Origin of the sequence: Shumkonia mesophila (genome assembly GCF_026163695.1) — a bacterium.
GTDB classification, from domain to species: Bacteria; Pseudomonadota; Alphaproteobacteria; order Rhodospirillales; family Shumkoniaceae; genus Shumkonia; species Shumkonia mesophila.
Window position 1 is genome coordinate 263,733 of record NZ_JAOTID010000002.1, and the last position, 14,479, is coordinate 278,211.

15 protein-coding genes are annotated in these 14,479 nt (G+C 67.4%); 8 read left to right on the forward strand and 7 right to left on the reverse strand.

Annotated elements, in window-relative coordinates:
* Positions 1-30 precede the first annotated feature (30 nt).
* The 5 genes from trhA to hemG all read right to left on the reverse strand — a co-directional run bounded on the left by trhA (position 31) and on the right by hemG (position 3,567).
* The gene (gene trhA / locus ODR01_RS04775) at positions 31-681 is read right to left on the reverse strand and encodes a PAQR family membrane homeostasis protein TrhA (protein WP_316976465.1); all 651 of its coding nucleotides are present in this window, start codon (positions 679-681) and stop codon (positions 31-33) included.
* An 83-nt stretch (positions 682-764) separates the two neighbouring features.
* Complete coding sequence (locus ODR01_RS04780; protein ID WP_316976466.1) at positions 765-1,106, reverse strand: hypothetical protein; 342 nt, start codon at positions 1,104-1,106, stop codon at positions 765-767.
* A gap of 28 nt (positions 1,107-1,134) precedes the next feature.
* Complete coding sequence (locus tag ODR01_RS04785; RefSeq protein ID WP_316976467.1) at positions 1,135-1,635, reverse strand: thermonuclease family protein; 501 nt, start codon at positions 1,633-1,635, stop codon at positions 1,135-1,137.
* Between the two features lie 94 nt (positions 1,636-1,729).
* Positions 1,730-2,176 (reverse strand): D-aminoacyl-tRNA deacylase, encoded by a 447-nt coding sequence (gene dtd / locus ODR01_RS04790; RefSeq protein ID WP_316976468.1) that lies wholly within the window; start codon positions 2,174-2,176, stop codon positions 1,730-1,732.
* Positions 2,173-3,567 carry a protoporphyrinogen oxidase gene (gene hemG, locus ODR01_RS04795; protein WP_316976469.1) on the reverse strand — a complete coding sequence of 465 codons (1,395 nt, stop codon included), beginning with the start codon at positions 3,565-3,567 and terminating at the stop codon, positions 2,173-2,175. The genes dtd and hemG overlap by 4 nt, the downstream gene beginning before the upstream one ends.
* 203 nt (positions 3,568-3,770) lie before the next feature.
* Between hemG and ODR01_RS04800 the strand changes: the two genes are divergently transcribed.
* Entirely contained in the window at positions 3,771-4,127 is a 357-nt protein-coding gene (locus ODR01_RS04800) for a hypothetical protein (RefSeq protein ID WP_316976470.1), read from the forward strand.
* Between the two features lie 24 nt (positions 4,128-4,151).
* Here the strand turns inward: ODR01_RS04800 and ODR01_RS04805 are convergent, their stop codons facing one another.
* Positions 4,152-4,346, reverse strand: coding sequence for a hypothetical protein (locus tag ODR01_RS04805; RefSeq protein WP_316976842.1), 195 nt, complete (start codon positions 4,344-4,346; stop codon positions 4,152-4,154).
* 191 nt (positions 4,347-4,537) lie between these two features.
* Here ODR01_RS04805 and cutA point away from each other — a divergent pair, with 191 nt between their 5' ends.
* A complete protein-coding gene (gene cutA / locus ODR01_RS04810; protein WP_316976471.1) occupies positions 4,538-4,855 on the forward strand; it encodes a divalent-cation tolerance protein CutA in 318 nt (105 codons plus the stop codon).
* 117 nt (positions 4,856-4,972) lie between these two features.
* Here the strand turns inward: cutA and ODR01_RS04815 are convergent, their stop codons facing one another.
* Complete coding sequence (locus tag ODR01_RS04815; protein WP_316976472.1) at positions 4,973-6,124, reverse strand: bifunctional 2-C-methyl-D-erythritol 4-phosphate cytidylyltransferase/2-C-methyl-D-erythritol 2,4-cyclodiphosphate synthase; 1,152 nt, start codon at positions 6,122-6,124, stop codon at positions 4,973-4,975.
* A 151-nt stretch (positions 6,125-6,275) separates the two neighbouring features.
* On the opposite strand from ODR01_RS04815, the gene ODR01_RS04820 reads away from it, so the two are divergent.
* The 6 genes from ODR01_RS04820 to ntrX all read left to right on the forward strand — a co-directional run bounded on the left by ODR01_RS04820 (position 6,276) and on the right by ntrX (position 14,430).
* The gene (locus ODR01_RS04820; protein ID WP_316976473.1) at positions 6,276-7,073 is read left to right on the forward strand and encodes a cytochrome C assembly family protein; all 798 of its coding nucleotides are present in this window, start codon (positions 6,276-6,278) and stop codon (positions 7,071-7,073) included.
* Between the two features lie 117 nt (positions 7,074-7,190).
* Positions 7,191-8,177: a tRNA dihydrouridine synthase DusB gene (gene dusB / locus ODR01_RS04825; protein ID WP_316976474.1), complete on the forward strand. Its 987-nt coding sequence runs from the start codon at positions 7,191-7,193 to the stop codon at positions 8,175-8,177.
* Positions 8,174-9,319 carry a two-component system sensor histidine kinase NtrB gene (locus tag ODR01_RS04830; RefSeq protein WP_316976475.1) on the forward strand — a complete coding sequence of 382 codons (1,146 nt, stop codon included), beginning with the start codon at positions 8,174-8,176 and terminating at the stop codon, positions 9,317-9,319. Before dusB ends, ODR01_RS04830 begins: the two co-directional genes overlap by 4 nt.
* Entirely contained in the window at positions 9,316-10,749 is a 1,434-nt protein-coding gene (gene ntrC / locus ODR01_RS04835) for a nitrogen regulation protein NR(I) (protein WP_316976476.1), read from the forward strand. Before ODR01_RS04830 ends, ntrC begins: the two co-directional genes overlap by 4 nt.
* Positions 10,746-13,046, forward strand: coding sequence for a sensor histidine kinase NtrY-like (locus tag ODR01_RS04840; RefSeq protein ID WP_316976477.1), 2,301 nt, complete (start codon positions 10,746-10,748; stop codon positions 13,044-13,046). Before ntrC ends, ODR01_RS04840 begins: the two co-directional genes overlap by 4 nt.
* Positions 13,036-14,430 (forward strand): nitrogen assimilation response regulator NtrX, encoded by a 1,395-nt coding sequence (gene ntrX / locus ODR01_RS04845; RefSeq protein WP_316976478.1) that lies wholly within the window; start codon positions 13,036-13,038, stop codon positions 14,428-14,430. The genes ODR01_RS04840 and ntrX overlap by 11 nt, the downstream gene beginning before the upstream one ends.
* Positions 14,431-14,479 lie beyond the last annotated feature (49 nt).

The window sequence follows — 14,479 nt, forward strand, 5'->3', positions numbered from 1 at the left end:
CTGGAAACGGCCAAGCCCTTTTCGTTGGGCTCACGAGACGTAGGCGGGCACCACATAGAACGCGATGGCTGCGTAGTGGCAGGCGCTGGCCAGCACCACGAACAGGTGCCAAATGGGCTGGTTGAACGGCAGCCGGTGCCAGCGATAGAAGATCACGCCCAGCGAATAGGCCAGGCCGCCGCCGGCCATCAGGGCGGTGCCGGTGGGGCCCAAGCCCTGGACCACCGGCCATCCCCAGGCGACCACCAGCCAGCCGAGGATGAGGTAGAGCCCGACCCGCAGTTTGACGAGGTGGCGCGGCCAGACGATGCGCAGCACGATGCCGGCCAGCGCCAGGGTCCAGACGGTGATCAGCAGGCTCCAGCCCAGGGCGTCCTTCAGCACCAGCAGGGCGATCGGCGTGTAGGTGCCGGCGATCAGCAGATAGATGGTGCAATGATCGGCGGTTCGGAGCGCGCGGGCCGCCCGGGCGTGCCACGAGCCGATGCCGTGATAGAGGGTCGAACTCAGGAAGGCGAGGATCATCGTCGCGCCATACACCGCGACGCTGGCGATGGCCCTGGCGCCGCCCTCGGGGACGGCCATCTGGATGAGCACGACGAGGCCCAGGACGCTGAGCAGCGCCCCGGTTCCCTGGATGACGGTGTTGGCGATCTCGGCGGCGACGACGCGAGGCGGCATGACAGACAAAACCCCAGCTACCCTCAGGCCGCTCGAAGTCTAGACCCGCGGCGGGGAAAAGGCCATGGCGTCGGGCCGGGATTTCAGCCGGGCCAAATGGGCGTCTTGGCCGGCTTGGCGGGTTTGGCGGGCTCGGCCTCCTTCAGGGCGTTGATGCGTATCTCGATATCGCGCAGGGCCACGGTCAGATCCTGCTTGATCTCCTTGAGACTGGCGAATTCGTCTTGCTGGGACTCGGCCAGCTTTTTTGTCTTGTTCAGCGTTCCCTTGATTTCGACCAGCTCGGCCGCCAGGGGATCGATGTGGGAGTGCAGGAAGGTGTCATAGGCTTCGTCGGTTTTCTTCATCGCCAGGCTGGAAAAAAAGACGGCGGCCAGCGCCACGAACATGGCAAGGACGCCGACAACCACGCCCACGTTCTGCATGACGGATATCCCCCAAGCGCGTTACATATTATTGGTTTCGCCATTCGAAGGCCGGCGTGCCCGGCATTTGCCACAGTCCCTTGCGGGCCTGGGCGGCGCGTTTTTCTTCTTCCTCGTATTTGGCTGAATGGTGGGGATAGGCCAGGGCCCACCCCTCGCGGACCATTCTCCGGTTGAGATCTTCCCCGCGGACACGGCAAACGGCGAGCAGCCGCCCCTCGGGGTCCGCCGACTTTCCCTCGCAGGTCACCTTTTCGTTTTTGACGGCCTCGAGAAGCATGGCCGCCGAGGCCCTGCCGCATTGCCAGCGCTGTCCGCCGGGGCCTTCGCAGATTTGCGACAACTCCGGCGCCACGATGCCGAACAGGCGAACCTCGGTTCCCCCGGTGCACTTGCCGTACCACCGCGTGCCGTTGACCATGATGACGTTGCCGTTGGTGACGCACACCGGGCCGGTGACGTCGGCGCGGGCGGGCGCACCGCCGCCGAGCACACAGATCAGCCCCAGGATCGAAAGAAATGCTTTCATGGCCACTTGGTCATGATTGAAGCACAATGATTAATATCTTCCTAAACGTGCCTCGTTGCGCCGCGACTCCGTCGCTTCCGCCTTCGTGCGCCGCTCAGCCGGCCCGGCTGTCCAGCCACAGGGTGACCGGCCCGTCGTTGAGAAGGTCGACCTCCATGTGCGCGGCGAAGCGTCCGGTCTCGACGGCGATGCCGAGGTCCCTGAGGTCGCGGCAGAACGCTTCATAAAGGGGCTCCGCCAGCTCGGGCGGCGCGGCATCGGAAAAACTCGGCCGGTTGCCCTTGCGCCAGTTGCCGGCCAGCGTGAACTGGCTGACCACCAGCGCCTGTCCGCCGATGTCGAGGAGGGACAGGTTGAACTTGCCGGCAGGGTCGGAAAAGATGCGCAGGCGGGCCGTCTTGCCGGCCAGGAAGGCCGCCGTTTCCGGCCCGTCGCCGCGCTCCGCGCACAGGAGGACGAGCAGTCCCCGGCCAATGCTGCCGACGGTGGCGCCGTCGACCCGGACGCCCGCCCGCTTGACGCGCTGAAGGACGGCTTTCACGGCGCGGTTCCGGGGCCGGCGATACGTTCGGCCAGGGCCTCGCCGTTGCGCACGCAATCGGTCACCGAAATGCCGCCCCGCCAATTGCCGCGTAGATAAAGGTCGGGGAAGGGGGCGAGGAACTCGTCCACGGTGGCGATCCGATCGAGATGTCCCAGGGGATACTGCGGGATGGCCTGCGGCCAGCGGGTAACATGCCGCATTACCGCCTTGCCCCGAATGCCCAGGCTCGTTGCCAGATCGACTTCGATCTCGGTCAGGACGTCCTTGTCCGCCATCTCCAGCGCCTGCGGGTCCTGCCTGCCGCCCAGGAAGGCGGTCAGCAGCACGTGCCCGTCCGGTGCGCGGTCGGCGAACAACGTGCTGGAAAAGAGGGCGCCCAGGGTACGCACGCCCTCGACGCGCGGAATGAGAAAGCCGAATCCGTCGAGGGCGTGTTTCACGTCCTCGCGGCGATAGCCGAGGGCGACCGAGAAAATGGCGGCGTAGGGAATGGTACGCAGCAACCGGGCCGCCTCGCCGGCCAACGGCTCGACGAGGGCGGCCGTTTCCGGTGCCGGCAGCGCCAGGACCACGACGTCGGCGGTCTCGCTGCGCGGGTCCTGCCCGTCTTCGGCGAAGCGCACCGTCCAGCCGCCGTCTTGGCGCTCCAGCGCGGCAGCCCGCCGGCCGGTGCGCACCGAGCCGGCAGGCAGGGCGGCGGCCAGCGCGGTCGGCAGCGTCGCCATACCGCTGTCGAAGGAAATCTGGCGGCCGGCCGGCATGCCGGCGTTCCTGGTGGCCTTGCCGAGCGCGATGGCGCCGCGGATCAGCGAACCGTATTTCTGTTCCAGTTCGTGGATGCGGGGTACCGCGGCTTCCGCCGACAGCTCGCGCGGATCGCCGGCATAGACACCGGAAATGAACGGGTCGACCGCATAGGTGAGGAACTCGCGGCCGAGCCGCCGTTTGACGAACTCGGCGATGGTTTCTTCCTGGTCGGCCGGGCGAATGAAGGGCTCGCACAACAGGCGCAGCTTGGCGGCCAGACTGAACGCCGGGGTGGCGACGAAGGCGGGCGGCGAGGTGGGCAGGGCCCACAGGCGGCCGTCGCGCAGGATGTAGCGTTTCTTGGCGGGCGGCGCCGCCTCGCGGAGCAGGGGCGACAGCGCGGCCCCGTCGATCAGGCGCCCGAGGGCGTCCTCCGGGCGTCCGGGTTTCTGGAGCGTGGAGTTGGGGCCCCGCTCGAAAAGGAAGCCGTCCCGCCGCTCGCTGGCGATGGTGCCGCCGACCCGATCGGCCGCTTCGGCAACGCTGACCTCAAGGCCGCGCCGGTGCAGGAACCACGCCGCCGCCAGACCGGAGATTCCCCCGCCGACGACCAGAACTCGCCTTCCTTCCGCCTCTGCCACTGGGCGTTCTCCCGCTTCGAAAACCCTGGCCTGTCCGGCCCGGACCTCTATTCATGGAAAGGTCGGCGGCAAAAGGCCAGCGTTTTCCATCGCCGCGCGCCGGCGCCGAACGGCGGACGGGAAGCTGTTGCCATGGCGCGCCGGATAGGCAATTCTGGACGGGCCACGCCGCGTGGCGGCCAGAGCTGGACGGAAATGCCGTGATGAGCGAACCCCACGACGACTATCGACACCTGATGGACCAGAAGCGGTTCCTGGGCGAGATCGAACAGGGAATTCGCCAAGCCAACCGCCAGATCATCCACCAGCGCATCCCGTCCCTCAACAAGGAGACCGTGCTGGCTTTCGCGCTGGCCATCGGGCGTCTGCGGGCCCGCTATCTCGAGGCGGCCTTCCAATTGGGGGTCGCCGACGACGGGGACCCGCCCAACCGCGCCGAGATTCAGGAACTGAAGACCCGACGCGAGATGTTCGAGGAGGCCCGCCATGCCTTCGAGGCGTTGCGGGACGCCATCGAGAGGGGCTACGTCGACATCGAGGGCCTGCAATCCGGCAGCTGATGGGGGCGGGAAGTAAGGCCGCTTTCAGTCGGAATCGGTAAGAATGGCGCGGCCTTCGGCGGTCAACTTGCAGACCAGCCAGTCGGGCTTGAGCGGATTGGCGAACCACGGTTCCGCCCATCCCTTTTCGATGCAGCTGCGCACCGTGCGTTCACTGACCCGCTGGCCGGTGGTGTCGAAGAGCGGCAGCTTGCCGCCGGGCTGATCGAGACCGCGCATCAGCCACAGCCGCTGCGGCGACGTCGGCTTCGGTCCCCTGGGCGGCGGCGGGGCCGCTTTGGCGGCATCCTTGGCGGATCTGGCCCTGGCCACGGTCGCGAATCCTTCCCTGGATATGATTTTTATTGCTTCCAGGGTAGGTTCTAAGGGCCACCAACGTCAAGCGATGGCAGAGAAAGGGGACGGAAGGCATGACCGCGACATGGCTTTACGTGACCGCCGGTTCGAAGGACGAGGCGCTGTCGATCGGCCGCCTGCTGGTCGGGGAACGGCTGGCCGCCTGCGCCAACGTCGTTCCCGGCACCACGGCCATCTACTGGTGGGAAGGCAAGGTGCAGGAAGGCGAGGAGGCGGTTCTGGTCCTCAAGACGCGAAGCGACCTGGTGGACGCGGCGACGGCGCGCATCCGCGCGGTGCACAGCTACGCCTGCCCTTGCGTGGTGGCGCTGCCGGTGGCCGGCGGCAACCCGGATTTCCTCGAGTGGATTGTCAACGAAACACGGCAATAGCCTGAAACGGGATTCTTTTGGGATGCGAAGGGCCGGGATACGGGGGGACGATGGCGATCCGGATTTCCTCGCCCGGATTGTCAGCGAAACGCGGCAGTGGACTGATAAGAGATTCTTTTAGGGGATGGTGGGCAGCCAGACCGTGGCGGCGGCTTGGGCGGCGATGCCCTCGCGCCGGCCGGTGAAGCCCAGCTTTTCCGTGGTCGTGCCTTTGACGCCGACGCGCCCGACCTCGATGCCCAGGATGGCGGCGACGCGTTCGCGCATGGCCTGGCGGTGCGGCCCGACCCGGGGCGCTTCGCAAATCAGGGTGACGTCGACGTTGACGATGCGCCCGCCGCGGCCGGCGACCAAACGGCCGGCGTGGGCCAGGAAGATCTCGGAGGCGGCGCCCCGCCACTGGGGGTCGGTCGGCGGGAAATGGCTGCCGATATCGCCGTCGCCGATGGCGCCCAACAGGGCATCGGTCAGGGCGTGCAGCCCGACGTCGGCATCCGAATGGCCGGCCAGCCCGGCTTCGTGAGGGACCGCGATGCCGCACAGCATGACGTGGTTGCCCTCGGTGAAGCGGTGCACGTCGAAGCCCGTGCCGCCGCGGAACTCGCCGCCGCCGTGGGTTTCGGCGCGGCGAAAATCGGAAGGCGTGGTGACTTTCACATTGTCCTCGCTGCCATCGACCAGGGCCACCGCCAGGCCCGCCTGCTCGGCCACCGCGGCATCGTCGGTGAGCCCGATACCGGCGAAACGCCGGTGCGCCGCCAGGATGTCGGGAAAGCGGAAACCCTGCGGCGTCTGGGCCCGCCACAGGCCGGCCCGTTCCACGGTGGCGGCGATGAGGCCGTCGCCACCGCGCTTGAGGGTGTCGATGACCGGCACGGCGGGAATGGCGCCGGCGTGCCGCTCCAGCGCCGCGATGACCCGCGAGATCAACGGGGCGTCGGCGAACGGGCGGGCGGCGTCGTGGATGAGAACGACGTCGGGAGCTGCATCCTTGAGGCTTTCCAGGCCCAGGCGGACCGAATCCTGGCGCTCGGCGCCGCCGTCCACCGGTGCCAGCAGGTCGAGGCCGGCCACCGCTTCGTCATAGAGCGCCCGGTCGGCCGGATGGATGACGACGCGCACCGCGTCGACCCGGGGATGGGCGTTGAGCGTTTCCAGCGAATGGCGCAGGACCGGTCGACCGTTCAGCCGCTGGTACTGCTTGGGGCACTCGCCGCCGAAGCGCGAACCCCGTCCGGCCGCCACCACCAGGGCAATGCATCCGCTCATTCGTCCATTCCCGCACTTTTCCTGCCGCGTCTCGACGCCGCGACCTTAGTGGCCGTCCACCGGATTGCCAAGGGGTCTTGCCAAGCGGCGCGCCGGGGGCGATTTTGAGGGCCAGATGCCGATCCGCCCGCCGGGGCCGAGGAAGACCGTCATGCATGACACCCTGTTCAACCTGTCCGCCTTGCTCGCGCTGGTTCCGGCCTGCGTCGTCGGCTGGCGGCGCCAACCGGCCCTCGACGTCCTCTATTGGCTGGTCCTCGCCGTCGGCGTGGCCGGGCCCCTGGCCTGGGTGGTGGTTCAGGACGCCGGCGCGTGGCGGCCGGGTTTCTCGACCACGCTGTGGGTTATCATCGCCGCCAGCCTCGCCGTTTTCGCCGCCGCCGCCGCCCGGCTTCCCCAGGCATGGCGGCTATTGCCGCTGCTGGCACCCTATCTGCTGATCGTCGGCGGACTGGCGACCATCTGGTACCACGCGCCCAAGGCCGCCCTGACGACGGTGGCGCCGACCGCCTGGGTCCACGCCCATATTCTGGTGTCGGTGGTCACCTATGGCCTGCTCACCGTGGCCGCGGTCGCCGAACTCGCCGCCTTTTTCCAGGAACGCGCGCTGAAGCGCAAGCGTCCGACGGCGCTGACCCGGCGGCTGCCGGCGGTGGCCGATTGCGAGGCGCTGGCGGTGCGGCTGCTGGTCATCGGCGAGATCATTCTGGCCCTTGGCCTGATGACCGGCATGGCCATGCAGTATGCCGAGTCGGGAGCGCTGCTGACCTTCGACCACAAGACGGTGCTTACCGTCGCCGCCTTCCTCGTCATCGGCATCCTGCTGGTGGCGCACTTCCGCAGCGGCGTGCGCGGCCGGGTGGCGGCGCGATTCGTCCTCGTCGCCTACCTGCTGTTGACCTTGGGGTATCCCGGAGTCAAATTCGTCACCGACGTCCTCATGGCGTGACGACTCAGCGGTCGATTTCATCCCGCTCCTCGAAAAACTGCCTCACATGTCAGCTATTTTGTTGCATTGCCCCCATGTTGCACATTAAATGTGCATTCTGCGAAGGTGAAAGTCCCAATGACCGTCCGTGTCGGACCCCTGAACTGTGAGACTCCGGTGATCCTGGCGCCCATGTCGGGGGTCAGCGATATGCCGTTCCGGCGCCTGGTGCAAAGATGGGGCGTCGACCTCACGGTGTCCGAGATGATCGCCAGCCGGGCCATGGTGCGTGCCGCCGGGCGCTCGTTGCGCATGGCCGACGCCGGTCGCGAGCGGCAGCCAAGCGCGGTGCAGTTGGCCGGCTGCGAGCCCGACGTGATGGCCGAGGCGGCCAAACTCAACGAGGACCGGGGCGCGGCCCTCATCGACATCAACATGGGATGCCCGGTGAAGAAGGTGGTGAACGGAGACGCCGGCTCGGCGCTGATGCGCGACGAGGTGTTGGCCGGGCGCATCCTCTCGGCGGTGGTCGAGGCGGTCGGCATTCCGGTGACGCTCAAGATGCGCACCGGCTGGAACGACGAGACCCGCAACGCGCCGCGGTTGGCCCGCATCGCCGAGGACGCCGGCATCCGTTACGTCACCGTGCACGGCCGCACCCGCTGCCAGTTCTACAAGGGCCATGCCGACTGGCGGTTCATCGGCGAGGTCAAGGCGGCGGTGACGATTCCGGTGATCGGCAACGGCGACGTCGAGACCATCGACGCCGCCGCCCGTCTGCTGGCCGAGTCGGGGGCCGACGGCGTGATGATCGGGCGCGGCGCCTATGGCCGTCCGTGGTTCCCCAACCAGGTCCGGCATTTCCTGGCGACCGGGGAGCGGCTGCCCGAGCCGCCGCTGGCCGAGCAGTTGGCGACGCTGCTCGAACACTATGCCGACATGTTGGATTACTACGGGCCTGACACCGGCGCGCGCATCGCCCGCAAGCACATCGCCTGGTACAGCAAGGGACTGCCCGGTTCCGCCGAATTTCGAGCCCGGGTCAACCAGACCGTCGACGCGGCGACGGTTCGTGGCCTTATCGCCGACCTCTATGGGCCGGCGATCGAGCGGATGGCGGCATGATGGGAATCAGGGAGTTCGCTCAGCGCAAGAAGCGCAAGGTGTTGGCGGTGAAACTCGATGCCGGAGCGGTGCTCAACGCGCTGCCGATGGCCGTCGTGGTGGTCGCCGAGGACGGCACCATCCTTCACGTCAACGATACCGGCGAGCAGTTTTTCCACGGCAGCGCGACCCATCTGCGCGGCCAGCGCCTGCAAGACATGATCCCCGAGGACAGTCCGCTGTTTTCGGTGATCGAGCAGGCCCGGAACGACGGCAATGCCGTATTCGAGTATGGGCTCAACCTCAATTCCCCCCGCATCGGGCGCTATTTCGTCAACGTCCAGGCGCGGCCTATGATGGACGATAGCCGCGCGGTCGTTCTCGGCCTGCAGGAGCGTTCGATCGCCGACAAGATCGATCACCAGATGTCGCACCGCGGCGCCGCGCGATCGGTCAGCGCCATGGCCCACATGCTGGCCCACGAGGTGAAGAATCCGCTTTCCGGCATCCGCGGGGCGGCCCAGCTTCTCGAAGACACCCTGGATGCCCAGGACCGCTCGCTCACCCAGCTTATCCGCGGCGAGGTCGACCGCATCGTCGCCCTGGTCGACCGCATGGAGGTCTTCTCCGACACCGGGCCGCTGCGGCGCGAGGCGGTCAATATCCACGAGGTGCTGACCCGCGTGCGCCAGCTTGCCGAAAACGGTTTTGGCCGGCACGTGCGCATCGTCGAGAACTACGACCCGTCGCTGCCGGCCGTGCTCGGCAACCGCGACCAGCTGGTGCAGGTCTTTCTCAATCTCGCCAAGAATGCCGTCGAGGCGGTGCCGACGGTGGGCGGCGAGGTGGTTCTCAGGACCGCCTACCGTCCCGGCGTGCGGTTCGCCCTGGCCGGCCGGGATTCCCGCGAACACCTGCCGCTGATGGTCAGCGTCGAGGACAATGGCGAGGGTATCCCCGAGGACATGCGGGCCCACATCTTCGACCCCTTCGTCACCTCCAAGCCGAAGGGAAGCGGCCTTGGCCTGGCCCTGGTCGCCAAGATCATCGACGATCACGGCGGCGCCATCGAGGTCGACAGCGCTTACAAGCGCACGGTCATCCGGGTGATGCTGCCGATGGTGCGCCCGGTCGTTGAATATCCGGAAGGAGGGGCCGAATGAGCCCGACGACGCCGACCGTTCTTGTCGCCGACGACGACCAGGCGATCCGTACCGTGCTGAGCCACGCCCTCGGGCGGGCCGGCTTCGACGTGCGCACCACCGGCAACGCCTCGACCCTGTGGCAGTGGGTCAGCGACGGCGAGGGCGATCTCGTGATTACCGACGTCATCATGCCCGACGAGAACGGCCTCGACCTCATCCCGCGCATCAAGAAGATCCGGCCCGAGTTGCGCATCGTCGTCATGAGCGCCCACAGCACCATGCTGACGGCGGTCAAGGCGGCCGAGCGCGGCGCCTTTGAATACCTGCCGAAGCCGTTCGATCTGAACGAGATGGTCAACGTCGTGCGCCGCGGCCTGGAAACGCCGCGGGCGCGGCCCGACGATCAGTCCGGCATGCCGGAGGAGGCGCTGCCGATGATCGGCCGCTCGTCGGCCATGCAGGAGGTCTACCGCACCCTGGCCCGCCTGATGAACACCGACCTGACGGTGATGGTGGTCGGCGAATCGGGCACCGGCAAGGAACTGGTGGCGCGCGCGCTGCACGACTACGGCAAATGGCGCCACGGGCCCTTCGTCGCCATCAACATGGCGGCGATTCCGCGCGAACTGATCGAGAGCGAACTGTTCGGTTACGAGAAGGGGGCGTTCACCGGGGCCATCCAGCGCAGCGTCGGGCGCTTCGAGCAGGCCGAAGGGGGAACGCTTTTCCTGGACGAGATCGGCGACATGCCGCCCGAGGCCCAGACCCGTCTGCTCAGGGTGTTGCAGGAGGGCGAATACACCACTGTCGGCGGACGCAAGACGCTGCGCGCCAACGTGCGGATCATCGCCGCCACCCATCGCGACCTGCGCCAGCAGATCCGTCAGGGGATGTTCCGCGAGGATCTCTATTTCCGCCTCAATGTTGCGCCCATGCGCCTGCCGCCGCTGCGCGAGCGCACCGAGGATCTGCCCGAACTGGTCCGCCACTTCCTCTCCAAGGCGGTATCCGAGGGCCTGCCGCTCAAGGTCATCGACCGGGCGGCCATGGACCGGCTGATGGCCTATCGCTGGCCGGGCAATGTCCGCGAACTGGAGAACCTGATCCGCCGGCTGGCTGCCCTCTATTCGCAGGAAGTGATCGGCGTTGAAGTGATCGAGGCCGAACTGGCCGAGGCTTCGGCCGTGGTCGAGCCGGAGGGCAACGGCCTGTCGCAATCGATCGAGGGGCACCTCAAGACCTATTTCGCCGCGCTGGGCAACGCGCTGCCGACCCCCGGCCTCTACGACCGGGTGCTTCACGAAATGGAACGCCCCCTCATCACGCTCACCCTGCAGGCGACCCGCGGCAATCAGATCAAGGCGGCGCAGGTCCTTGGGCTCAACCGCAACACCCTGCGCAAGAAGATCCGCGAACTCAATATCTCGGTGGTTCGGGGCGGAAAATGAGGAGAATCGTCCGTACGCCGCGCCGGTTTACGGCGCGGCTCCGGAGGTGGATCCGCGCGACGTCGTTTGCACGGCGGCTGGCCTATGTGCTGTCGGCTGCGGCGGTGGCCTCGGGTCTGGCCACGCTGGCGACGATGACGTCCCCCGACACCAATCCCAGGATCGTCCTGACACTGCTTTATCTGGACATGCTGTTCGTTCTGCCGCTGGGCGCCGTGGTGGCTTGGCGGCTGGCCCGCCTGTGGGGCGAGCGCCGCCGCGGCCTGGCGGGATCGCGCCTGCAGGCGCGCCTGGTGGTGCTGTTCGGGTTGGTGGCGGTGACGCCGGCCATTCTGGTCGCTATTTTCGCCGGGCTGTTTCTCAATTTTGGGCTGGAGGCGTGGTTCAGCGGTCGGGTCCGCACGGCGCTCAATGCCGCCGAAGTGGTGGCCGAAGCCTATCTCAAGGAGCACAAGCTCAGCATCGTCTCCGAGATTTCGGCAATGGCCAACGACCTGGACGGCAACGCCGCGGCGCTCATTCGCAATCCGCAGCACTTCGAGAACGTGCTGACCACCCAGGCGGCGTTGCGCTCGCTTCCCGAGGCCGCCGTGCTCGACAGCACGGGAAGGGTTACGGCGCAGTCACGCTTCACCGTCTCGCTGACTTCCGACCCGGTGCCCCTGTCCGCCCTCCAAAGGGCCGAAACCGGCGAGATCGTGGTGATGACCGGCGACAGGGACGACCGCGTGCGGGCGATGGTCAGGCTGCACCGCTTCGTCGACGCCTTCCTGCTGGTCGGCCGGCCGGTCGACCCGGTTGTCATCGAGCAGACGCAGCAGGCCAGGGGGGCCATCTCGCAGTACGAGGCCCTCGAACAGCAGCAGGAATCGATCCAGATCAGCTTCGTCATGATCTTTGTGGTCGTCGCCCTTCTATTGTTGCTGGCGGCGGTGTGGGTGGGCGTCAATCTGGCGGCCCAACTCTCTCAGCCGATCAGCAGCCTGATCGCCGCGGCGCAGCGCATCGGCAAGGGCGACCTGAAGGTGAGGGTCAAGGCGGACAGCACATCCGACGAGCTTGGAACCCTGAGCCGTGCCTTCAACCGCATGACCGAGCAGCTTGAGACGCAGCAACGGGGGTTGATGGAGGCCAACCGCGAACTCGACGAGCGCCGGCGGTTCTCCGAGGCGGTGTTGACCGGGGTCAGCGCCGGCGTCATTGGCCTCGATGGCGCCCAGCGTATCACGCTTCCCAATCGCTCGGCCTCGCAATTGCTGGCCACCGACCTCGACGGCGCGATCGGGACCGGCATCGCCGGAATCTTCCCGGAAATCGAGGCGATGATGGGGGAGGCCCGCCATCGGCCCGACCGCCTGCATCAGGCGGAAATCCGCGTCACCCGCGAGCGCAGCGTGCGCACCCTGCTGGTGCGGGTGGCGGCCGAGTGCCTGAATGACGAGATCGTCGGCTATGTCGTTACCTTCGACGACATCACCGCCTTGCAGGCGGCGCAACGCAAGGCGGCGTGGGCCGACATCGCCCGGCGCATCGCCCATGAGATCAAGAACCCGCTGACGCCGATCCAGTTGTCGGCCGAGCGGCTCAAGCGCAAGTATCTGGACCAGATCACCTCGGATCGCGACACCTTTTCCATGTGCACCGAAACGATCATCCGCCAGGTCGAGGACATCGGGCGCATGGTCGACGATTTTTCGTCCTTCGCCCGCATGCCGCAGCCCTCGATGAAACCCGAGAACCTGGTCGAGATCTGCCGCCAGGCGGTCTTCCTCGAGCGCACCCGGCATCCGGAGATCGATTTCGATCTGCGCGAGCCCGGAGAGCCGGTCAGCCTCAGGTGCGACAGCCGGCAGGTCGGACGCGCGCTCGCCAACGTGCTGAAGAACGCCGCCGAATCGATCGAGCGGCGCGAGGGCGAGGCTGCTCCGCCGGCGGGCGAGATCGTCATCGCCCTGCGCCGTGCGGAAGAGACGGACGGTCCACGCATCGTCATCGAGGTGGAGGACAACGGCGTCGGGCTGCCCGAGGAATACCGCGACCGCCTGACCGAACCCTATGTGACGACCCGCGACAAGGGGACCGGACTAGGCCTTGCCATCGTCAAGAAAATCATGGAAGACCACGACGGCGACCTGCTCATCGAGGACCGGCCGGTGGCCGGCGCCAGGATTTCACTGATATTCGGTCCCCACGGCGTCGCTCCGGCGGCGCCCGACGAAGGGGCCGGCGCCGCGAACGACGTCGACGCCACCGGCTCCTTGAACGCTGCAACGGACATTCCGGCCCATGGCTCATGATATTCTGATCGTCGACGACGAACGGGACATCCGGCTCCTGACCTCGGGCATCCTCGAGGACGAGGGCTATCAGGCGCGCGAGGCCGGCGACAGCACGACGGCGCTGGCCAGCATCGAATCCCGGCAGCCCAGTCTGGTGCTGCTCGACATCTGGCTCAAGGGCAGCGAGCTGGACGGCCTGGAGATCCTGAAGATCATCAAGCAGGACCACCCCTATGTGCCGGTGGTGATCATGAGCGGCCACGGCACCATCGAATCGGCGGTCGCCGCCATCAAGGACGGCGCCTATGACTTCATCGAGAAGCCGTTCGCCGCCGACCGCCTGGTGCTGGCCGTCAACCGGGCGATCGACGCCATGCGCCTCAAGCGCGAGAACGAGGAGCTGCGCCTGCGTGCGGGCACCGAAACCCAGCTGGTCGGCCGTTCGGCGGCCATCCACCAGGTGCGCCAGATCATCGAGCGGGTGGCGCCGGCCAACAGCCGCGTGCTGATCACCGGCCCGGCCGGCTCCGGCAAGGAAGTGGTGGCGCGCATGCTGCATGCCCGCTCGCGCCGCGCCGGCGGGCCGCTGGTCGTCGTCAACTGCGCCAACATGGAACCCGGCCGGGTCGAAAGCACGCTGTTCGGCACCGAGACGTCGGGCGAGAGTCCGCGCAAGATGGGCATGCTGGAAGCGGCGCACAACGGCACCCTGCTGCTCGACGCGGTGGACGACATGCCGCTGGAGACCCAGGGAAAGATCGTGCGCATGCTTCAGGAACAGACGTTCGAGCGCGTCGGCGGCACCACGCGGGTGGAGGTCGATGTGCGGGTGGTCGCCGCCACCAGTTCGGACCTGGCGGCGAAGATGACTGCCGGGCAGTTCCGCGAGGACCTGTTCTTCCGGCTGAACGTGGTGCCGATCCCGGTGCCGTCGCTGCGCGAGCGGCGCGACGACATTCCGCTGCTGGCCGAGCACTTCATGGCCCGGGCCGCCGCCAACGCCGGGCAGCCGTCGCGCACCTTCGGCGAGGACGCTATTGCCGCGCTCCAGGCCTACGACTGGCCGGGCAACGTCCGCGAGCTGCGCAACGTCGTCGAATGGCTGCTGATCATGGCGCCGGGGCCAAGCGAGGGGGCGATCCACGCCGACATGCTGCCGGCCGCCGTGACCGCCAAGACGGCCGTTCCCTCGGCCGCCGGCGGCAGCGAAATCATGAGCTTGCCTTTGCGCGATGCCCGCGAGATATTCGAGCGTGAATACCTGATTGCCCAGGTCAATCGGTTCGGTGGCAACATCTCCAAGACCGCCGCGTTCGTGGGTATGGAGCGCTCCGCCCTTCATCGGAAGCTGAAATCGCTTGGCGTGCAGAGCGAAGAAGGAGTACGCCGGGCGGAACCGTGAGTGATCGTCACGGAGCGGCGGAATGCGGGACGAGACGGGGGTAAGGATC

Coding starts and splice junctions, on each gene's coding strand:
- trhA (WP_316976465.1), bottom strand. CDS start 681: ATGCCGCCTCGCGTCGTCGCCGCCGAGATCGCCAACACCGTCATCCAG.
- ODR01_RS04780 (WP_316976466.1), bottom strand. CDS start 1,106: ATGCAGAACGTGGGCGTGGTTGTCGGCGTCCTTGCCATGTTCGTGGCG.
- ODR01_RS04785 (WP_316976467.1), bottom strand. CDS start 1,635: ATGAAAGCATTTCTTTCGATCCTGGGGCTGATCTGTGTGCTCGGCGGC.
- ODR01_RS04800 (WP_316976470.1), top strand. CDS start 3,771: ATGAGCGAACCCCACGACGACTATCGACACCTGATGGACCAGAAGCGG.
- ODR01_RS04805 (WP_316976842.1), bottom strand. CDS start 4,346: ATGCGCGGTCTCGATCAGCCCGGCGGCAAGCTGCCGCTCTTCGACACC.
- cutA (WP_316976471.1), top strand. CDS start 4,538: ATGACCGCGACATGGCTTTACGTGACCGCCGGTTCGAAGGACGAGGCG.
- ODR01_RS04815 (WP_316976472.1), bottom strand. CDS start 6,124: ATGAGCGGATGCATTGCCCTGGTGGTGGCGGCCGGACGGGGTTCGCGC.
- ODR01_RS04820 (WP_316976473.1), top strand. CDS start 6,276: ATGCATGACACCCTGTTCAACCTGTCCGCCTTGCTCGCGCTGGTTCCG.
- dusB (WP_316976474.1), top strand. CDS start 7,191: ATGACCGTCCGTGTCGGACCCCTGAACTGTGAGACTCCGGTGATCCTG.
- ODR01_RS04830 (WP_316976475.1), top strand. CDS start 8,174: ATGATGGGAATCAGGGAGTTCGCTCAGCGCAAGAAGCGCAAGGTGTTG.
- ntrC (WP_316976476.1), top strand. CDS start 9,316: ATGAGCCCGACGACGCCGACCGTTCTTGTCGCCGACGACGACCAGGCG.
- ODR01_RS04840 (WP_316976477.1), top strand. CDS start 10,746: ATGAGGAGAATCGTCCGTACGCCGCGCCGGTTTACGGCGCGGCTCCGG.
- ntrX (WP_316976478.1), top strand. CDS start 13,036: ATGGCTCATGATATTCTGATCGTCGACGACGAACGGGACATCCGGCTC.